The sequence below is a fragment of the Mucilaginibacter sp. dw_454 genome, from assembly GCF_018449775.1.
Taxonomy (GTDB): domain Bacteria; phylum Bacteroidota; class Bacteroidia; order Sphingobacteriales; family Sphingobacteriaceae; genus Mucilaginibacter.
The window spans coordinates 1-19,428 of sequence record NZ_JAAVVB010000003.1 but is presented as its reverse complement, the minus strand read 5'-3'; the positions used below and the strand labels follow the sequence as shown (position 1 = coordinate 19,428).

At 40.8% G+C, this 19,428-nt stretch carries 17 protein-coding genes; 13 read left to right on the top strand and 4 right to left on the bottom strand.

Annotation, left to right across the window (positions count from 1 at the left end; all coding sequences use genetic code 11):
- Positions 1-18: 18 nt before the first annotated feature.
- The 7 genes from HB679_RS10505 to HB679_RS10475 all read left to right on the top strand — a co-directional run bounded on the left by HB679_RS10505 (position 19) and on the right by HB679_RS10475 (position 6,193).
- On the top strand, positions 19-600 hold the full coding sequence (locus HB679_RS10505) for a 1-acyl-sn-glycerol-3-phosphate acyltransferase (protein WP_214071938.1): 582 nt from the start codon (positions 19-21) through the stop codon (positions 598-600).
- A complete protein-coding gene (locus HB679_RS10500) occupies positions 600-1,688 on the top strand; it encodes a glycosyltransferase family 2 protein (RefSeq protein ID WP_346345151.1) in 1,089 nt (362 codons plus the stop codon). The genes HB679_RS10505 and HB679_RS10500 overlap by 1 nt, the downstream gene beginning before the upstream one ends.
- Positions 1,667-2,335, top strand: a complete 669-nt coding sequence (locus HB679_RS10495) for a carotenoid biosynthesis protein (protein WP_214071937.1) — start codon at positions 1,667-1,669, stop codon at positions 2,333-2,335. The genes HB679_RS10500 and HB679_RS10495 overlap by 22 nt, the downstream gene beginning before the upstream one ends.
- Before the next feature lie 31 nt (positions 2,336-2,366).
- Positions 2,367-3,218, top strand: a complete 852-nt coding sequence (locus HB679_RS10490) for a 4-hydroxy-3-methylbut-2-enyl diphosphate reductase (protein WP_214071936.1) — start codon at positions 2,367-2,369, stop codon at positions 3,216-3,218.
- Positions 3,219-3,444: 226 nt separating this feature from the next.
- A complete protein-coding gene (gene hemH / locus HB679_RS10485; RefSeq protein WP_214071935.1) occupies positions 3,445-4,467 on the top strand; it encodes a ferrochelatase in 1,023 nt (340 codons plus the stop codon).
- Positions 4,468-4,548: 81 nt separating this feature from the next.
- Positions 4,549-5,709: a helix-turn-helix domain-containing protein gene (locus tag HB679_RS20710; RefSeq protein ID WP_214071934.1), complete on the top strand. Its 1,161-nt coding sequence runs from the start codon at positions 4,549-4,551 to the stop codon at positions 5,707-5,709.
- A gap of 115 nt (positions 5,710-5,824) precedes the next feature.
- Positions 5,825-6,193, top strand: coding sequence for a DUF3471 domain-containing protein (locus HB679_RS10475; protein ID WP_214071933.1), 369 nt, complete (start codon positions 5,825-5,827; stop codon positions 6,191-6,193).
- Positions 6,194-6,299: 106 nt separating this feature from the next.
- Here the strand turns inward: HB679_RS10475 and HB679_RS10470 are convergent, their stop codons facing one another.
- Complete coding sequence (locus tag HB679_RS10470; RefSeq protein ID WP_214071932.1) at positions 6,300-7,322, bottom strand: aldo/keto reductase; 1,023 nt, start codon at positions 7,320-7,322, stop codon at positions 6,300-6,302.
- A 195-nt stretch (positions 7,323-7,517) separates the two neighbouring features.
- Between HB679_RS10470 and HB679_RS10465 the strand changes: the two genes are divergently transcribed.
- The gene (locus tag HB679_RS10465; protein ID WP_214071931.1) at positions 7,518-7,847 is read left to right on the top strand and encodes a hypothetical protein; all 330 of its coding nucleotides are present in this window, start codon (positions 7,518-7,520) and stop codon (positions 7,845-7,847) included.
- 174 nt (positions 7,848-8,021) lie between these two features.
- Here HB679_RS10465 and HB679_RS10460 read toward each other — a convergent pair whose 3' ends face one another.
- Entirely contained in the window at positions 8,022-9,002 is a 981-nt protein-coding gene (locus HB679_RS10460; RefSeq protein WP_214071930.1) for an acyl-ACP desaturase, read from the bottom strand.
- A gap of 51 nt (positions 9,003-9,053) precedes the next feature.
- Positions 9,054-10,139 carry a cellulase family glycosylhydrolase gene (locus HB679_RS10455; protein ID WP_214071929.1) on the bottom strand — a complete coding sequence of 362 codons (1,086 nt, stop codon included), beginning with the start codon at positions 10,137-10,139 and terminating at the stop codon, positions 9,054-9,056.
- 117 nt (positions 10,140-10,256) lie between these two features.
- Between HB679_RS10455 and HB679_RS10450 the strand changes: the two genes are divergently transcribed.
- The 5 genes from HB679_RS10450 (at position 10,257) to HB679_RS10430 (ending at position 18,378) form a co-directional block, all read left to right on the top strand.
- Positions 10,257-11,603 carry a HAMP domain-containing sensor histidine kinase gene (locus HB679_RS10450; RefSeq protein WP_214071928.1) on the top strand — a complete coding sequence of 449 codons (1,347 nt, stop codon included), beginning with the start codon at positions 10,257-10,259 and terminating at the stop codon, positions 11,601-11,603.
- A gap of 11 nt (positions 11,604-11,614) precedes the next feature.
- Positions 11,615-13,696 carry a cellulose biosynthesis cyclic di-GMP-binding regulatory protein BcsB gene (locus tag HB679_RS10445; RefSeq protein WP_214071927.1) on the top strand — a complete coding sequence of 694 codons (2,082 nt, stop codon included), beginning with the start codon at positions 11,615-11,617 and terminating at the stop codon, positions 13,694-13,696.
- Positions 13,697-13,796: 100 nt separating this feature from the next.
- The gene (locus HB679_RS10440; RefSeq protein ID WP_214071926.1) at positions 13,797-15,641 is read left to right on the top strand and encodes a glycosyltransferase family 2 protein; all 1,845 of its coding nucleotides are present in this window, start codon (positions 13,797-13,799) and stop codon (positions 15,639-15,641) included.
- Positions 15,641-17,218, top strand: coding sequence for a hypothetical protein (locus HB679_RS10435; protein WP_214071925.1), 1,578 nt, complete (start codon positions 15,641-15,643; stop codon positions 17,216-17,218). Before HB679_RS10440 ends, HB679_RS10435 begins: the two co-directional genes overlap by 1 nt.
- Before the next feature lie 89 nt (positions 17,219-17,307).
- Positions 17,308-18,378, top strand: coding sequence for an AI-2E family transporter (locus tag HB679_RS10430; RefSeq protein WP_214071924.1), 1,071 nt, complete (start codon positions 17,308-17,310; stop codon positions 18,376-18,378).
- A 45-nt stretch (positions 18,379-18,423) separates the two neighbouring features.
- Here HB679_RS10430 and HB679_RS10425 read toward each other — a convergent pair whose 3' ends face one another.
- Entirely contained in the window at positions 18,424-19,230 is an 807-nt protein-coding gene (locus HB679_RS10425; RefSeq protein ID WP_214071923.1) for a hypothetical protein, read from the bottom strand.
- Between the last annotated feature and the right edge of the window lie 198 nt (positions 19,231-19,428).

Below are 19,428 nucleotides of genomic sequence, written 5' to 3'. Positions count from 1 at the left end.
ATCTTCATTAAAACCGGCATGCAGTTATATGTACGCCGCATAACTGCCCGGTATTTTAAAGAGATTAATTTTAACGAGATAACGCTCAAGAAAGATAAATCGATATTACTCATCGCCAATCATTTCAGTGCCTGGGATACTATTGTTTTATATCACATCAACCGGGTGTTTTTCAAAAAGAATTTCTACGCCATGATTTTAGAAGAGACGGCCGTGAAAGAGCCTTTTCTGAAATATGCCGGTGGGTTTTCGGTAAATCCGGGATCTAAAAACGTTGTTGAATCACTTAATTTTGCCGCTAATCTGCTGAATGATCCCAATAACCTGGTGCTGATATTCCCACAAGGAAAACTCTATTCGAATATGGTGGCAGCGGTTAATTTTGAGCGCGGGGTATTCCATATCCTCAAAAAAGCCATAAACTTTCAGTTAATTTTTGCTGCAACTTTTATCGAGAACTTTGATAACTTAAGGCCCGTTGCCAATGTGCATTTAAAGTTAGAAAGTGAAACAAACTTTAAAGATATTGAGGCATTACAACAGGCCTATCAACAACATTATACACAGGCGCGCCAACAACAACTACAAATAGTAAAATAGTGATTATAGCCATAGCCGTTACTTTCTGTTTTATTATACTGCGTTTTGCGGTAACGCTATTCAATTTTATATCAGACCCAAAACTGCGCCGGGTCAATCGTTTTTACCCCGACCTGGTTTCTATCCTGATTCCTGTACGTAATGAAGCTGACAATATTCTGTCGCTATTAAAATCTATTCTTGAGCAGGACTATCAAAACTACGAGGTGATCATCCTGGATGATGACTCCAGCGATGCCACTTACCAGATCTGCGCTGATTTTGCCGCCAAACACTCCTATTTTAAAGTAATCAAAGGCAAAGCATTGCCGCACGGCTGGCTGGGTAAAAACTATGCCTGCTATCAGCTGGCGCAGGCCGCCAAAGGCGATTTTTTTCTGTTTGTAGATGCCGACGAAAAACTGGGATTGGGGCTAATCAACAGCGCCGTTCACCGTATGTATGCCAATAAACTGTGTTTGCTTAGTTTATTTGCCAATCAACAAATGGATACTATTGGCGAGCGGTTGGTAGTGCCGCTAATGCATTACATCTTGTTAAATCTGCTGCCTTTAAAACTGGTATACCTGGTTAAAAATTACAATGTGGCTGCGGCCAGTGGCCAGTTTATGTTGTTTGATGCCGAAGTTTATCGTAAATATCAATGGCATCAGCTGGTAAAAGACAAAGTGGTTGAGGATGTAGAGATTATGCGGCAAGTTAAAGCCAATACCTGTAATGCCGAAGCTTTGCTGGCCAATGGCATGATTAGCTGCCGCATGTATAAAGGTTATGAAGATGCTATCAATGGTTTCAGCAAAAACTTTTTGGCGGCATTTAGCTACAACATTCTCTGGTTTTTAATTTATATTGTACTGATTATTGGCGGGCCAATGATTGTGATCATGACACTTAATTTTCAATTAATATTGTTTATGGCCGGCTTGATTGCTTTAACGCGGGCAATGATATCGCTTGCTGCAGGGCAAAACGCCTGGTACAATATTTTACTGCATCCGGCGCAAATGTTTAGCCTAACAGTTGTAGCCTTTTTAGCCATACAAAGGCATTTAACTAAAACCATCATATGGAAAGGCCGGAAGATATAAGATCTAACCGTTACCTGCTTGCGCTGCATGAACGTACAGCTAACTGGGTGAGGATAATTGTAATATTCCATTTGATAGGACTGGCAGGGTTATATTTTTCACCAACTAAACCTTACTTTTTACAACTGGTGCCCTATCATTTACTGTTGATGGCGGTTATTCTCATCATTAATCACGATAGGTTGAACCTGAAATTTCTTTATTTTTTTGTGGCGATTTTTATTGCAGGATGGCTGATTGAATATTTCGGCGTACGTACAGGCCAACTATTTGGCGATTACAGCTACGGAAAAACTTTAGGCTTCAGTATTAAGAGCATACCGGTATTAATGGGCATCAATTGGTTTATATTGATCTACTCGGCAGCTGTGTCTATGCAGTTGCTGCGTATACGCTCAATGTTGTTTCGTATATTCTTCGGGGCGGGGTTGCTGGTTGTTTTAGACTTTCTGATTGAACCCGTAGCTGCCCGGTTAAACTACTGGCACTGGGTCGATAATGAAGTGCCGCTGCAAAACTATTTATGCTGGTTTATTGTAAGCGCCGTCTTGCTTTTTGTGTTTGAGCAATTTAAGTTTAAAAAGCAGTCGATGGTAGGGCCGGCCATATTGATTTGCCAATTTATATTTTTTGCCTTACTGCAATAAAATCAACCTAATGCCGTAAATTTGTAAGGCCATGGGAGCATTCGATTTAAAGGTTACGATAGATAAAGATTCCGGATTCTGTTTCGGGGTTATTTACGCCATTGATATGGCCGAAGATATCCTGGCCGAAGATGGGTATCTGTATTGCCTTGGCGACATCGTTCATAACGATGAAGAAGTTGAACGCCTTAAAAAAATGGGCCTGCGTATCATCGAGCACGAGCAATTTAAAGACCTGCACAACGAAAAAGTACTGATCCGTGCACACGGTGAAGCACCCGAAACTTATCGTACCGCGTTAGAGAACAACATTACTTTAATAGACGCATCATGCCCGGTGGTGTTGAAGTTGCAAAACCGCATCAAAACATCATTCGACGCTAAGGAGAAGATCCTGATATTTGGCAAACATGGCCATGCGGAGGTAATTGGTTTGCAGGGTCAGACTAATAATGAAGCACTGGTATTCCAGGATATAGCCGAGCTGGACAATGTCGACTTACCAAAAAACATTACGCTTTATAGCCAGACCACCAAAAGCATGGAAAAGTTTTACCAGGTAAAGGACGAACTGAATGCGCGTGGTTATGAACTGAATGCTAACGACACCATTTGCCGCCAGGTTTCTAACCGCGATAAGGACCTCCCCGTTTTTGCTAAAAACTTTGATAAAATTGTATTTGTTTCCGGCGTAAAATCATCAAACGGCAAGGTGCTGTATGAGGTTTGTAAGAAACATAACCCGAATACCTATTTCATCTCTTCCACCACCGATCTACAATCATCCATGTTTGCTCCCGGCGATACCATCGGCATTGCCGGCGCTACCTCAACCCCAATGTGGTTAATGGAGGATGTGAAGGCGGAGTTAGAGAAGTTTTAGTCGCCGGTCCCCTAAAGGGGGAGTAATTAGCACAATTTCTTGAATAAAGCGGCTGTCATGCTGAGGCACTCGAAGCATGAGGGCAAAGGCCTTAACGCTTGACATCCCAACGCTCACCCTTCGAGTGCCTCAGGGTGACACCCATTTCGCTACCAATATTTTAATCCTTTTGTAATTAAAATCCCCATCCCAAAGCATTAACACGTTTTTTGCTACTTTTGCAGCGATGTCGAAAAAAGGAATATTACTGGTTAACCTGGGCACTCCTGATAGCCCGAGCACAGCAGATGTACGCAAATATCTCAACGAATTTTTGATGGATGGCAGGGTTATAGATGTTAACCCCATTTTGCGTACCGTCTTAGTGAAGGGCATCATTACTCCTTTTCGCGCATCAAAATCGGCTAAGCTTTACCAGCAGATCTGGAGCAGAGAAACCGGTTCGCCTTTATTACATTACAGCAAATTACAGCACAAGGCCTTACAAGAAAAATTAGGCGACGAATACCAGGTTGAACTGGCCATGCGCTACCAAAGCCCGTCTATCGAGTCAGCCCTACAACGCTTGAAAGATAATTTAGTAAGCGACATCAAGGTTATCCCAATGTTTCCGCAATATGCCTCGGCAAGTACCGGCTCTGTGCAGGAAAAAGTGATGGACCTGGTAAAAAGCTGGCAGACTATTCCGAATATCTCCTTCGTCAATTCATTTCATGATGATGATTTGATGATTCAGACTTTTGCAGATAACGCAAAAAAATATCAGCCAGAAACTTACGATCATGTGCTGTTTAGCTTTCACGGCTTACCACAGCGCCAGATCAAAAAATGCGATCATACGCACAGCTATTGCCTGCAGGTTAACGGCTGCTGCGATACACTGAACGACACTAACAAATTTTGCTACTCGGCACAGTCATACGATACGGCACGCCTGATTGCTGCCAGAATGGGTATTGGCAAAGAACAATATACTGTTTGCTTTCAATCTCGCCTGGGTAACGACCCCTGGGTACAGCCTTACACCAGCAAAGTAATTGAAGAACTGGCTCATCAAGGCAAAAAACGGCTGTTGGTGTTTTGTCCCGCTTTTGTTGCCGATTGCCTGGAAACCGTTTACGAAGTGACCGAAGAATACGGTGGCGAGTTTAAAGCCTTAGGCGGCGAACATGTACAGTTAGTAGAAAGCCTGAACGATGCGCCAACCTTTATCGATGCTTTAGAGCGCCTGGCGCGTAACAAAAATTAACACAATGCAACTCTGTTGATTTTGAAATTGGTTTTACAATTAAACTTTGTAAGTTTATAACAAATCAAAACCAACCTAACAGTGCAATTATCCATAGCCATTCCTGAACTTTTAATGCTTGCTTTGGCTTTGCAGGGTTTTATTCTGTCGGGCATATTGTGGTACTCGTCCCGCAAAATAAAAAGTAACCGCTGGATAAGCTTATTGATATTTTGTATTTCTGTAGAGACGATATTGCCTTTGGTGCAGAGCATTAGCCTTTCTCATTCTTTCGCTGCCATTTACTATTTATTATTCCCGGTCAATCTTGCTTTAGGCCCGCTCATTTATTTTTATACCCGCAGTTTAATTTTTGGCGATACCGGACTACCCCGAAGAAAATACCTGTACTTTTTACCCATGCTGATAGATTTGAAGCATCAAATTATTTTTCTGCTTTATACCAGTGGTATACTAGCCATTCCGTTTGTACAGCAGTTATATTTTAGCCCGCAGATACAAAGCCTTCTATTTGGCTATAGCAACAGGTTTGTCTTTTTATCCATGTTGTCATTAATTTCTTACATGGCAGTCAGCTATCGCTTAATTATCAGGACGGATGTAGATAAAGAAGCATCAGTTTTTAAATTCGCAGATATTCAATGGTTAAAAAAACTACTGATATGCTTATTTGCCCTGCTGGTATTGTGGATAGTAGCAATACTCATAAAAAACGTTTTCAGCACCAATTGGGAATATTATCTGTTATTTATCCCGGCTATAAGTTTCACGCATTGGTTAGGATTTAAGGCCTATTTACGGCAGGCCCAACTGGCACCGGCCGAAATTGAGATTTATAATAAGCCTGCAGTTACAACAGTATTTTTTTCGCCGCAGGAAATCTCCGATTACAGTGCCCGCCTCCATCAATTAATGGACAACGATACTTTATATCTTGATCCGCTTTTAAAATTAGAGTACCTGGCAGAGAAACTGCAATTGCCGGTAAAGCATGTTTCACATTTGCTTAATCAGCATATCGGCAAAAATTTTAATGATTTCGTTAATAGTTATAGGGTAGATGAAGCCAAGCAAAGACTGGCCGACCCAACATTAGCCCACTTCACTATAGCAGCCATTGCGTTTGATTGCGGGTTCAATTCGCTCCCCACTTTTCAAAGGTGCTTTAAACAATTCACCGGCCTTACGCCAAGTCAATATCAAAACTCCTTGAAACTCGGCATAGCTGCCGGCAAAGCCTAATCAAATCTGGATTTGAGTAGATGCGCGCTTAATAATCAGCTTTTTTTGATCTCAGATCAGGGCGTTAACAATCCTGATGAGAAATTCATTAATTAAACCTTTAAATTTAAGAGACATGAAAAAGCTGATTATTTTTTCGCTGATGTTTGTAATGGCCTATGGCGCCGTTGGTAATCCCATTCATCGCACATCAAATCCCATTCACGATGCCGACAAAGACTCCTTAAAAGCTTATGCCGGCAGGTACCAAAGCATTCAAAAGGCAGGAACCTTTTTGGTAGAAATTTTATTGACAGAGGATAACCGCCTGATAGCACACAGCTTGTGGGATGGAAACAAATACCCGTTAAAACACCTTAACGGCGACAATTTTATTATGCAAGGTTTTGATTGGGCACTAAAATTTGAGCGGGACAAAAATGGCAAAATCGTTCGCCTGGTGCTAAAAGGCACCGAAGTTTGGGATAAAATAAAAGATTTATAACAATAAACATTTGTCATCCTGAGCGGAGCGAAGGGTCTTGTACACCGCACTCGTATCGCTTAAATAAGATCCTTCGCTCCGCTCAGGATGACAATTTATTAAATGATTAACTGCGTTTCTCCACCCTATCATAAAACCCGCCGAACGAATTCATCTTTACCCCTTCTTCTTTAAAAAACTCGCCCGGAAAGCCGAGATCTATTTTAGATGCTTCATCTAGTTTCTGCAGATGTTCTGCGGATAGTTTAACATCAATAGTCTTCAAATTCTCTTGCATCTGGGCCACTTTGGTAGCACCAACAATCGGGATGGATGAAAAACCCTGATCCATTGTCCACTGCAACGCCACATGGCTTGGCGCAACGCCTAATTCGTCAGCTATAGCCACTACCGCTTTGGTTACCGCTACGCTCCGGTCATCTAGTCTACGGCTTTCTGCTTTAATACGGCCCTGTTCGCCGCGCAGGTATTTGCCGCTAAGTACTCCGCCACCCAGTGGTGCCCAGGGCGTAACCGTCATCCCGAAGTGTTTAGCCATGGGTATCAGTTCGCGCTCTGGTGTGCGTTGTATCAGGCTGTATTCAACCTGTAACGCCACAAACTGGCTCCAGCCCATCAGTTCGGCCAGGGTATTGCCTTTGGCTACCATCCATGCCGGGGTATCGCTTATGGCAGCATAATTAACTTTCCCTTGCCTGATCAGGTCGTCTATGCCCCGCATTACCTCATCAATGGGTGTAAGATCATCCCAGATGTGCAGGTATAAAATATCTATAAAATCAGTTTTCAGGCGTTTCAAACTTTCCTCAACACTACGCATCATGTTCTTACGATTATTGCCCGATGCGTTAGGGTTGGTCAAATTATCTTTCAATGAATACTTGGTAGCTAGTACAAAGTAATCGCGGTCGTGGTTCTGTACATATTCGCCTATGATCTTTTCGCTGGTGCCTAGTTTGTATACATTGGCCGTATCCAAAAAATTGCCGCCCGCATTGGCAAAGGCATCCATAATGGCAAAGCTGGTTTCTTTATCGGCACCCCAGCCGGCTTCTGAACCGAAACCCATAGTACCCAGGCATAGTTCTGATACTTTAAGGCCCGAGCGGCCCAGTAGTTTGTAGTTCATGGTAAGTGTGTTGTGGTATGTTTAAACAAACTTATATAAATTATCACTAATTCAGACGTCATTGCGAGCGAGGAATGAGCGTGGCAATCTCTGAACGTTTTACCGCCTATCATGCAGAGATTACTTCGTTCCTCGCAATGACGTGCGAGATAGCGACATAGTTAAACCTTTAGCTCTTAAATGTGTTATTAAAATATGAGAATAGTAACGTTACATACCCGCATCAGCGTTGACGACCTTTGGAGCCGCATCAATGAAAAACTGAATCCTTATTTTTTCAAACAGCGGCAAGAACCAATCGTTTTTGAAACTGTAAAAACCGGTAACGCTGTCGAGATCTGGCAAAAAGAGCTTTATGAGGGCGCATTATTTCATATAGAGGTTGATGGCACCCACTTAAACGTTACCCACAACGAGCATTACGTTGATGATGTAAATTCCCTCACGATATTTTCCATCCTGGGCAGTTTGTTTGAGGATTTGACGGACGATATTCGTGGTGTGGAAATGGTGCAGGAAGGATAACGTAAACAAACCTTCTGTCATCCTGAGCATAGCGAAGGATCTTGTAAAAGCGATAAGCGTATCGGTTTCTTGTATTTTGTATAAGATCCTTCGCTATGCTCAGGATGACAAATTTACTTATAAACAAAAACGGCCCATATTTATATGAGCCGTTTTTTTATTTTAAAGTGGATATTATCCTTTGATCCAGCTGAATTTATAATCGAGCGTCGGATTTTTCATTCTGTCGGCAATGCGCAATAAACGATCTGGCAACGCTACAATGTAGTCACGAGCTTTTTCGCCAGACTCGCTCAGGTCATTAATGCTTTCAATGTGCCAGTCAGTGATCAGTTCTTTCAAGATATCCACATAGTCAATAGCGGTATAAATACCTAAACGCTGTGCAGCATCTGTAAAATGCCCAAAAGTCTGGCCTATCTTCAATCCTACCTCACGCAGGAAATGCGCCGGCATTACAATTTTTTTGCGCATCATATCTTCAAACGCCAGCATGGCTTCATTTGGGTCTACCTCAAATATTTTTTCGATAAAGTATTTGTAGGCTTTAGCGTGGCGCATCTCGTCAGAAGCTATAACGCCACACATTTTTGACAGCAAAACATCTCCATCTTTTTTAGCCTGCGATGCTACCCTGCGGTGCGACACGTTAGTTGCCAGCTCCTGGAAAGAGGTGTAGATAAAGTTGCGATACGGATCATGACCGGTACCGATATCAAAACCATCGGCAATTAGATATTGGGTTGATACTTCCATGGCGCGCATATCTACACGGCCAGACAGGTACAAGTATTTGTTTAGCAAATCGCCGTGACGATTCTCTTCGGCGGTCCAGGCGCGGGTCCATTTCATCCAGCCGCCTTCTTCGTTTTTCGATACGCCTTCAACCATGGTTAACCATGATTCATAAGTAGGCAAGGCCTCCTCAGTTATGGTATCGCCAATTAAAACTGCCATCAGGTCGTAAGACAGGCCCTGAGCGGTTTCGCGCATGGTTTTAACCTCGCTAAAAAAGCTATCTTTTGTAGAGTCAGGTAAAAAATCTGACGGCTGCCAGATAGTATCAATAGGCTTCAGGTATTCCTGCATCTTTTCGAGCATGAATTTCTCGATATGAGCCATTACTTCTTTCCTTTTTTCTTCAAAAAACACCATAGCAATTAATTAATCCTCCAAAGGTAATGATTTAAAACATTCAATAATACATCAATTTTTGCCTGTGTAACCAATAGCATCACGCATGCAATCCGGCAGGTTGGCTAACGAGGGTTTGCCGTTAAAAATTGAAAAATCGCTATCGTACTCCCACATTATCCCAGGCATCTTCAGTTTTTTTAAACTGCGGCGTATGGCCTTGGTGTACCGGCAGCGGCTATCCTGATCTGCATATTTTTTGTATGAGCCATATTCTGTGCAGATTAGTGGCACATCATATTTGTCGGCCCATTTTTTTACTATAGATAGCTTATCAACCATTGACTGCTCATTACCGTCAGTGCGGTATTGGTAATAATTGGTTTCGCCCCATGTTCCTTTAGTTTTGGCATTCATAGTGGGAAAATTCTCCGCACTATAAGGAAAAGGCACCCCGGTGGTGGCCACCTGGTCGCCTACCCAGCTTGCGCCCTGATGAGTAAATAAAAAAGGCTCATAAAAATGTACGGTATAGACAATATTCTCATCGGCCATACGCTCGGTGCGGCTCAACTCATATATACTATTAAAGTTTGATGCGCCAACAATCAGCGTTCGTTTTTTGTCAATCTTGCGTATGGCAGTTACGATATTAAAAGCAGCGTCTTTCCAGGTCTTTGGGTCCATATGGGGTGGTTCGTTATAAAGCTCAAAAAACAGATCATCTGCACTCTGATTACTATAGCGCGTTGTCAGAGCAAGCCATGAATTAATGATATGAGGCGTTTCTGTCAAATAATTATTATCATTTAATTCACCATAGTGGTAATCTATTACTAGCTTTATTCCGTACAAGTGACATAGCTTTACAACTTTATCTATACGATTGAAAACTGTCTCGAGTGATATATTTTTTGACTCAAAAAACCGAAACGCCACAGGCAGCCTAATGCTCTTAAAACCTAGCGTTTTAAGTAACTCAAAATCGGCAGTGGTAAGTTTATCATCATTTAATATATCTTTATCCCAGGTTTGCTCAAGCCACGAAACACTGATGCCATTATCTAAACTTTTAGCTCTTTTAAAAGCCAGCAAACGCTCTTGCGAGGGGTTTGGATTGTTTTTTGCTATAGTATATGGCACAACAGTTACCAACATCGCAATTACAATGCACGCTAGCCGTATTATAAACTTTAGTTTTATTATATTCACCTGTTTAACTATAGGTTTATTAGCACAATCAGTCCGATCTTTACCTAATTTCAGAAACTTATAATGTTTGTTCAAATTACTAAAGAAGAATTTTCAAAAGAAGTTTTAAAAAAAGCGTGGTACCAAACCAATAACATTGTCTGGACTATACTTTTCTTATACCCGCTCATCACTATTATTGATGTAATTTATAATCCGGGTATATGGGTACAGTTTTTAATTGTACGTATTATAACCGATATCGTAATTTACGCTTTATATACCTTCTTCAAAACCAAGAAGTATAATTATCGCATATTATTACATATAACTTTCTTATCGCTGTCGTGTACCTCGGCATTGTTATGTACGCTGGTTAATATACAGCAATTAAATGTTTACTTCCTGGTTTATTCGGCCCTTATCCTATTTTTTAATATCCAGGTATTTTGGGAACCGATACACTCTATAATTCAGTCATTGGTAGCATTAATATTGCTTACCGTATTTTTCAATGCATTTAGCGATTATACCGTCGACTTATTTGTAAGCAACGGCGGGCAGTTTTTCTTTATTGTTGCGGCTATTTCTTGTTTGATCCCAAGCGCTCGCTTTAAAGTCATGGAGCGTGAAGCACGACAGCAGTTGTTAATTGAAAAATCAAACGAGCAGCTAAAAAACCAGAACCGCGACATCGTTGAAAAAAACACCATCATTGATATGCAGTATGAGCGTCTGCTAAAAATGGACGAACAAAAAAACAGTTTTATCAATATAGCAGGTCACGATCTGAAAAACCTGATTGGCTCTATCATCATGAGTAATAACATGATCAAAGAGGAAGAATATCGTTTAAGCGCCGATCAAAAGGAGTTTACAGATTACATTACCGAGGCCGCCGACAAAATGCAATATATGCTGGCCAAGTTGATGGATGTAAAAGAGATCGAGTCGCCGGATATGAAATTTAATATGGAGATATTTGACGTTAACGTAGAAGTTAGACGCATCTTCAGAGGATTAATGGAAACCGCCCAGATGAAAAATATTCATTTGATTGATAATATTTTAAAGCTGCCTTTAAACGTAAAGCTGGATAAGGTATTTGCCGGGCAAATTTTCCAGAACCTTTTATCAAACGCTATTAAATTTTCGCAAACCAATAATAATATACGGGTAGTTACCAGCCTGCAACGCCAAAAATTTGTTTTTGAGATTATTGACGAAGGTATAGCCATTGGCCAGGAAGAACTTGATATGATGTTTAATAAGTTAAAAACATTAAACGAAGCGAACACCAGCCAGGAAAGCCGCCTGGGTCTTGGCCTGTCAATAGCTAAATTGATAACCCAGGAAATGAAAGGCGAGCTATTTTACCGTAGCGATGATAATGGCAACTATTTTAGAGTTGAATTTTACGTAATTAACTAATACAGCACCCAATGAATAAATTTTTAACCTCACTGGCCCTTTTCTTTTTATTAAGTACTGCAAGCTTTGCTCAAAAAATCCTGTCGTTTCGTGCTATGGGGCATGACGATGATGCAATTATAGGCATGATTGGTAGCAGCGCCTACTATTTAAAAATAGACCCGAGCATAGAGTTAAGCGGAAGTAAACTGGTGTTGTTTATTCAGCCGTCGCAAGCGCTGATTAAAAATTTGTCTTACGTCAACGTTATTATTAACGACAGGCCTGCATTTAGCAGCCGACTTACTCAAGACTCCATCATGGAGGTATCATTGAACCTGAGTCGCCTGGATATGTCGTCAGACAAGTTTCTAAAAATACAGGTTAAAACATTATGTACCGTTACTGACGAGAAATGTAAAGACCTTGACAATCCGGCCATGTGGATGAAGGTTAAAGGCTATTCCTATCTGTCGCTGGTTAAAAGTACAGCTAACTTTTTTAACAACGTAAACATTGGCAACTGTTTTGAAACCATGAAGGCCATTGTTTATCCTAAAAATCCAACACTGCATGATTTGAAAGCGGTGGCCTGGGCGTATTCAAGGTTAAAAAAATCTGACGTTAAAGATATTGCAGTATACCAGGAAGGTACCCTGCCAGACAGCGTTAAAAATTATGTGGTATGCGGTAACTTGTCAAGTTTGAGTGCCGAAAGAAGAGCCACGCTTAAAGTGCTGCCGCAAAAAGGTGAAGGTTTATTCTACCTCAATAAATCAGTAGTTAAAAGTGTTGATACCTTGACGCGTTTAATCACTGTAAAAGGTAAGCTGTTAACCGTAAAATCATTAGAAGAAACTAACGCACCGTCAGAAATATTATATGTCAGCGGTGGCGATGATATTGGTTACGAAAAGACCATCACCGCCCTGGGTAACATGAATATCCTGAACTCAACCTTTGGCGATTACCTGTTAATTAATAATGCGGAGAATAAATTCTTTAAGACTGTTGACGAAAACCGCTCTAAATTATCATTCCGTCAAATTGGCGGTACAACCAACTTTATGTCGGGTATTGGTAACTTAAAAAGTGTTTTCAACTTTAAAAACTCCGACTTTAGCTTTACACCTAAAGAGGTGGAGATCCGTGTTATTGCCAACTATAGCAGCCTTGCGCAAGGCGACCGTGGTTATATAAACATTTACCTTAACGGCATGCTTATCAGTTCAGAAAAACTAGATGCATCCGGTAAATTAAATACATCAGTAACCATTAATCGTTACCAGCACCATAAATACAACACGCTGGAAACCGAATTTAGGTTTTACACCAGTGGTGGTAACTGTAATGCCAGCTTTAATGGCTTTTTTGCCGAGGTTGATGTGGACAAATCATACCTTGAATCTAAAAACCCGTTCATCACCAGCGACTTGAGCTTCTACCAGTATCCTGAAGCATTTAACTCTGGTACTACACGCATTGTGGCAACTAAAAAATATGCACCATATGCAGCTGCCGCAATGGGCGAGATTATTTACGAGTTGAACAATAATATCAATGCCAATAACTTCCCTGAGTTTGAGTATTCTGATAACATCGATAAAAACGAATTGAAGAAAAATAACATCATCGCACTATTATCGCATGATGACCCATTGATGGACGATTTCCCTGATGCGCCTATCAAGTTTAACCACCGGTTCCGTTTATACAATAATGAGAATAATAAGGTAGTTTACTCACTATCAGACTCGGTATCTAACGGCTTAGCGCAGATATTTTACGGGCGAAGCAATAACGCGGTATTAGTGCTTACCGGTACCGGTAAAAACATAGCAAATTCATTTACAGCGGCATCGCGCTCTATTACAGAACAGTTGTCTACACTATCAAGTAATGTGGCCATATCAGACGTAAATAATAACAAGTATCTATTTAACATCAGCAAATCAAGCGAGAACCTGGAGTATATCGATACCAAGAGCGTGCTTACCCGTTTCTGGGAGAGCTACAACCTGTATATACTGTTAGGTATGTTAGTATTGATATTACTATCGTTCTTGTACATACGCGCCAAGGTTCAAAAATCAACAGATATATTTAGTGAGTAATTTGTTGTAACAACAATATGCTATGTATTGGCGCTGATCAATATTAAAAGCGATTGTATTGCATAGGTTGTTTAGCTGTTTAACACTTTATTTATAAATAATGCAGATGACTATTCCTGAGATTTTGATAAAGGACGGCTTTTTAACAGAAGCCGATCAGGATAAGATCAGCAATTTTTCTGAACGATCAGGACTTTCATTTATAAAGATACTGCTCAACTTTGGTTACCTGAGCCGCAAAAATTATGAGCGCTCATTAAGCAATGCGGGCATGGTGTTTAAGCAAATACGCGAGGAAGATTATGACCTTGATGTGTTGGCAAAAACCGAACTGAAATTTGCCGATGCCCATTTGGCGCTGCCCTTGCGTATAGAAAACAATAAGGTAGTAACGCTGATGGCAAATCCCAGTGACGAGCTATTTATTGACTACATTAGGTTTACCTATGACCTGGAGCCTGAAATTATATTAGCATCCGACCTGGACATTACCTGGCTTAGCCATGTGTTGCTGGGCCAAAAATATGTTAAGTCGGCCGTGTTTGAATTGCTAAACCGCGACCCCGAAAGTTCTGCATTAACAACCTTTACTACGCCACAACTCATATTCACCTTCGGCATGTTTGCTTTGGTTGTGATGGGGCTAATGCTGAGCTTTGTAAATACAACAATTATTATCAATGTACTACTAAGTTCGTTTTTCCTGGTGTCTATTATATTTAAACTCTTCCTCGCTTTAGTTGGGTCGAGATTTGAATTGCACCAGGCTGTCACCCGCGAAGAAGTAAGGCAGGTTAAGGATGATGACTTACCCATTTATACCATCCATTTACCGGTTTATAAAGAAGATAAACTAATCAAGAAGTTGATCTGGAACCTGCAAAGCCTGGATTACCCCCGCGAAAAACTGGATATCAAGCTACTGATCGAAGAGGATGACGACAAAACCCTTAACGCCGTACGCAACCTGGATTTTCCTGCAGTGTTCGAGGTAATTGTGGTGCCGTTCCACATGCCTAAAACCAAGCCGAAAGCTTGTAATTACGGCTTGCATTTTTCGCGCGGCGAGTTTCTGACTATTTATGATGCCGAGGATGTGCCTGATACAGACCAGTTAAAAAAGTGCGTTAGCCTGTTTGGTAAACTGCCCAATAATTACGTTTGCATACAGTGCGCATTAAATTACTTTAACCGCAGCGAGAATTTTCTTACCCGCATGTTTACGCTGGAATATTCTTATTGGTTTGACTATATGCTGCCTGGCCTGGATACCTTTGATATCCCGATACCATTAGGGGGTACCAGCAACCACTTTAAATTTGAGTTTTTGATTGAACTGGGTGGCTGGGATCCTTTCAATGTAACGGAAGATGCCGACTTAGGCGTACGTGCCTATGCAAAAGGCTACAAAGTGGCTATCATCAACTCAACTACTTACGAGGAGGCTAATAACGAGATGTTTAATTGGGTGCGTCAACGTTCGCGCTGGATCAAGGGCTATATGCAAACTCACCTGGTACACATGCGTAATCCCGTAAAACTCTGGAAAAAAATTGGATGGAAGGGCTTCCTGGGCTTTAACTTCTTTATTGGGGCAACGCCTGTCACCTTCCTGGTATATCCGTTATTGTTAGGAATTTTTCTTTGCTACCTGGTATTCGATTTAACATCTATCCGCTCATTTTTCCCAGACTGGGTACTGTTCATGTCTATTATTAATTTAATGGTGGGTAATATATTGATGATCTATGTAAACATGATGGCGGTGTTTAAACGCCGGTATTATGAGCTCATATTATTTGCCATTGCCAACCCGGTTTATTGGCTACTGCACTCATGGGCGGCTTACAAAGGTTTGTATCAGTTGGTAGTAAAACCATTTTATTGGGAAAAAACCAATCACGGTTTAAGTAAAGTTAATAACCAAGCCGCTCCTGTCGAATAATGAATTGGAAGTTTAAAATAAATATAACCCGGCGCCAAACCCTCCTATTTATCACTATACTAATAGCGATATACTACCTGGTATGCGGTATTTATATAAACAACCTGGGCTATTTCAATCAGGAAACACTGTTCTATATTGAAAAAGTCCGTATTATTTTTGAGGGTACAGGTTATAAATTAAAAGTAATTGGTTTAACGGCTCCTGCACTGCCATTCTTTGCTACCTTTCCGTTTACAGTTATCAGTTCATTGCTTGCGCCTGTTATTGCATCGGCCCTGGGTACAGCGGTGTTGTTTTATCTTATGGCCAGCACACTCGTTAAGAAAACCGACGACGATTATTATCTTTTCCTGCTCATTATTATGTTCCTGTTTCATCCGGGCATATTATATACCGCATGCTCGGGCAAGGCTATTTATATGGCACTGATTTTCTTCTATATGTTTTTCCTGAACATATTTAAGTTTTATACATCTAATACAACCTTCCATATCTCCATAGCCAGTATCTGCTTAGTGTTATTGTTGTTTTGCGATTATAAATTTATCTGGCTCACGTTATTCTTCATCCCGCTGATATTCTCTATAGCCTTGCAATCATTAAACCTGGCAGAAAAAGAATCATTGTTTAGGATGACCCAGAGCTTTAACAGCCCGTCATTACGCCGCAAGCTCATCAATAAAACATTTGCTTTGTATGTGATTCTGTTCATACTGCCTATAGCATCCATCATTTGCTATAAACTGCTTAATTTGACCAACGCCAATGATGCCGATTATTTTTTAAGCAGCCCCTATGCAACCTGGAATGTAATTGCCGAACGTTTTAGCTACGAAACGGCAGCACTTAATCCCGACTTTAAATCGCCCGAAGTATCTGTGCTTTTATCAGCTCGCATGGTTATGTTTTGCCCGTTGATTTTATTCGCCATAGCACTGTTTTGGCGCAGTACTTATCAAATTCTTACACTCCTGACTCCTTTTGCATTTGTAGAGTTTTTGCATATTAAATATGATAAAGCGTTCCTGGTGCAAGAGTATTACCTCATATTCCTGGTTCTAGCGGTTTTATGTTTTATTATTAAAGCGCAGCCGGTAAAACATAGGCTTTTATTTAAAGTGGTGCTTACTTTTATTATTCTGCTGCAGTTTTACACCGGGTATTACTTTCTCTCTAACTCGCTGATTGACGATGAGCGTAACTTCGTAACTATTCTTAAAGACAGAACCGAAGACACCCAACAGGACGAAAATAAGGATATGGCCAATTATATCAATGGCCTGCCAGATGGTTCAAAAGTTTTGGCCGATGACGCGATTGCTTATCCGATAGTTGCATTTACTAACGATGTAGGCAATATGTTACTGCCTTATCAGGATAACTTCATGGGCGCAGTTGAAACACCGGGACAATATGTGGGCTATATATTGATTGCCAATGCTAAAAACACCATGGCCGGTTATAGTATTTTAAATGCCCGTTATGGCCCGGTTATGTTTCAAACGGGGAATAATTATTCGACCCTGCAAAAGGCTTACGAAACCGACCATTGGACGCTGTACAAGCTTTATTAATACTCCACATTTCTTGATTTAACCGCCCGCTTTTATGATTTAAAACATTTAAGAGCTTTGTCCGTATTTCTTTGTACATAAATCAAATCATGGCGACAGGCAAAAAGCATCCCGAAGAAGAGAAAGAGTTAAGTTACATAAATAAGGTTTGGCAAACCGTTGGGATTGTAGCCTTGCTGGTGGTAACGATTTTAGTTATCAGAGTTGCTTTTGATATTTTGCTGATGGTATTGGCCGGATCACTGATAGCAACCTATTTTCACGGATTAGGCGACGCCATACAGCGCCGTACCAACCTGAAACGTAAGGCGGCCATGATTATTTCTATTGTTAGCACGGTAATTATTGTAGGGGCATTACTGTGGTTTATGGGCACCAAAATTCAGGCCCAGGTAGCCGAGCTAAGTAATACCTTACCACATACGATTAACAATGCGCGAGCTAAACTGTCGCAAACGTCGCTTGGGCAAAAAGCATTAGACAGTTTTTCGGGCGACAATTCGCAGAAACTGATGAGCACAGTGTCCGGATTTTTCAGCACCACTTTTGGGGTTTTGGGTGATATTTACATTATTATATTTCTGGGGATATTTTTTACTACCAATCCGTCCCTTTACAAAGATGGAATAATGCTGCTGGTACCGCGCAGCAAAAAAGCGCTGGGCAAGCATATTATGGATAGAATTAGTCTATCCTTAAAAGGATGGTTAAAGGGCACCTTATTTTCAATGTTATCTGTGACGATCTTAATTGGCACAGCGCTAACCATTGTTGGTATGCCGGTAGCTTTAATATTGGCACTGATAACCGGTTTACTGGAAATGGTACCAAGTATAGGTTCGCTGGTAGCCATGATTCCCGGCGTGTTGCTGGCCTTTACGGTGAGTACCAATATGGCTATTTTGGTGGCGATAATATATATTACCTCACAAACGATAGTTGCCAATATCATCACACCACTCATCCAGAAAAAGATGATCAATCTACCGCCGGCATTAACGCTGATCAGCCAGTTGATTATGGGTTCAGTTTCTGGTGCTTTAGGGGTTATTTTGGCCGTACCGCTATTGGCTATCCTGATTATTTTGATAGATGAGCTATATGTGAAGAAAATAGCCCATAACAACGATAATGAACTGGATAAAGGTGTTTTGAAATAGTCGTAATTCCCGTATTTTGGTCACTCAAACATACAAAGCTGATTATTATCTAACTGTAGTAACTTTACCGGTTAAGGTATCAACGTCATATAATTTATCTCCGGCCGTGCCACGGATATTAACTTCTAAAATGTGATCAGGTAAAAACAAGATATACCCTTCAAGCGCCAATGGGGTGCCATTAACATCATCAACCTGCTGGCTGCTGAAATCAACTGCTCCTGCTACAAATTCGGCGGTATTACTGGTGCGGTTAGTTGTAATATTATGAAGCGTATATTGACATGACAACTCATAAAAATCAATTGGGGTGCCGGATGATCCGCTTGTAAATTTTGAGGCGCGAGCCATGGTGGTAATGCTGCCGCCTACGCTAACCTGGCTATATTGTGCGTCAAGAGCTTTAACTACATAATTTTGGGTGTTACGATAGTAGTTTGCAAAACCCGAACCTGTTTCATTAATAGCTAATGTATCAGCCAGGGTATAAGCATCTAATATGGCGCTGTTGTTAAAATAACCATCGCACTGGTAAGTAAAAACAGAATTACCAATGTAGGTGCTAGTGGTATCCCCGCTATGGGTAGTTAAATTAGTAGGCGTTACAACAACGTCGCCGCATGTTGGATTAACACCCATTGTGGTAAGCCTGGTAACACCATTTGTTTTTATGCCCTGGCCGCCGCTTAGTTTTCCATATAAAGCATTATATAAACTCATCGCTATTTTACCGCTGACAATTGATTGGTCAACAGTTTTCTTTCCTGCAGTTACATCTGATTTTTTACATGAAGTATATAGCAATGCTGCACCTATAAGTGTTGCAAAAAAAAGTTTAGATGTTACTTTCATAATACCAATCTATAAATAGTAAAAATAATCAATTTGTTATAAGTATAGGTACAAACCTTATACCATTTTCAACTTCAACTCCTTTATTTTCTGATACAACCGCAGGGTGTAAGGTATGTAGAAAACAGTCTACAAAGTGGGATCGATTTATCATGTTTCCCATATAAATTGATCTCCTATCGGCAGGCAAAAACCGTT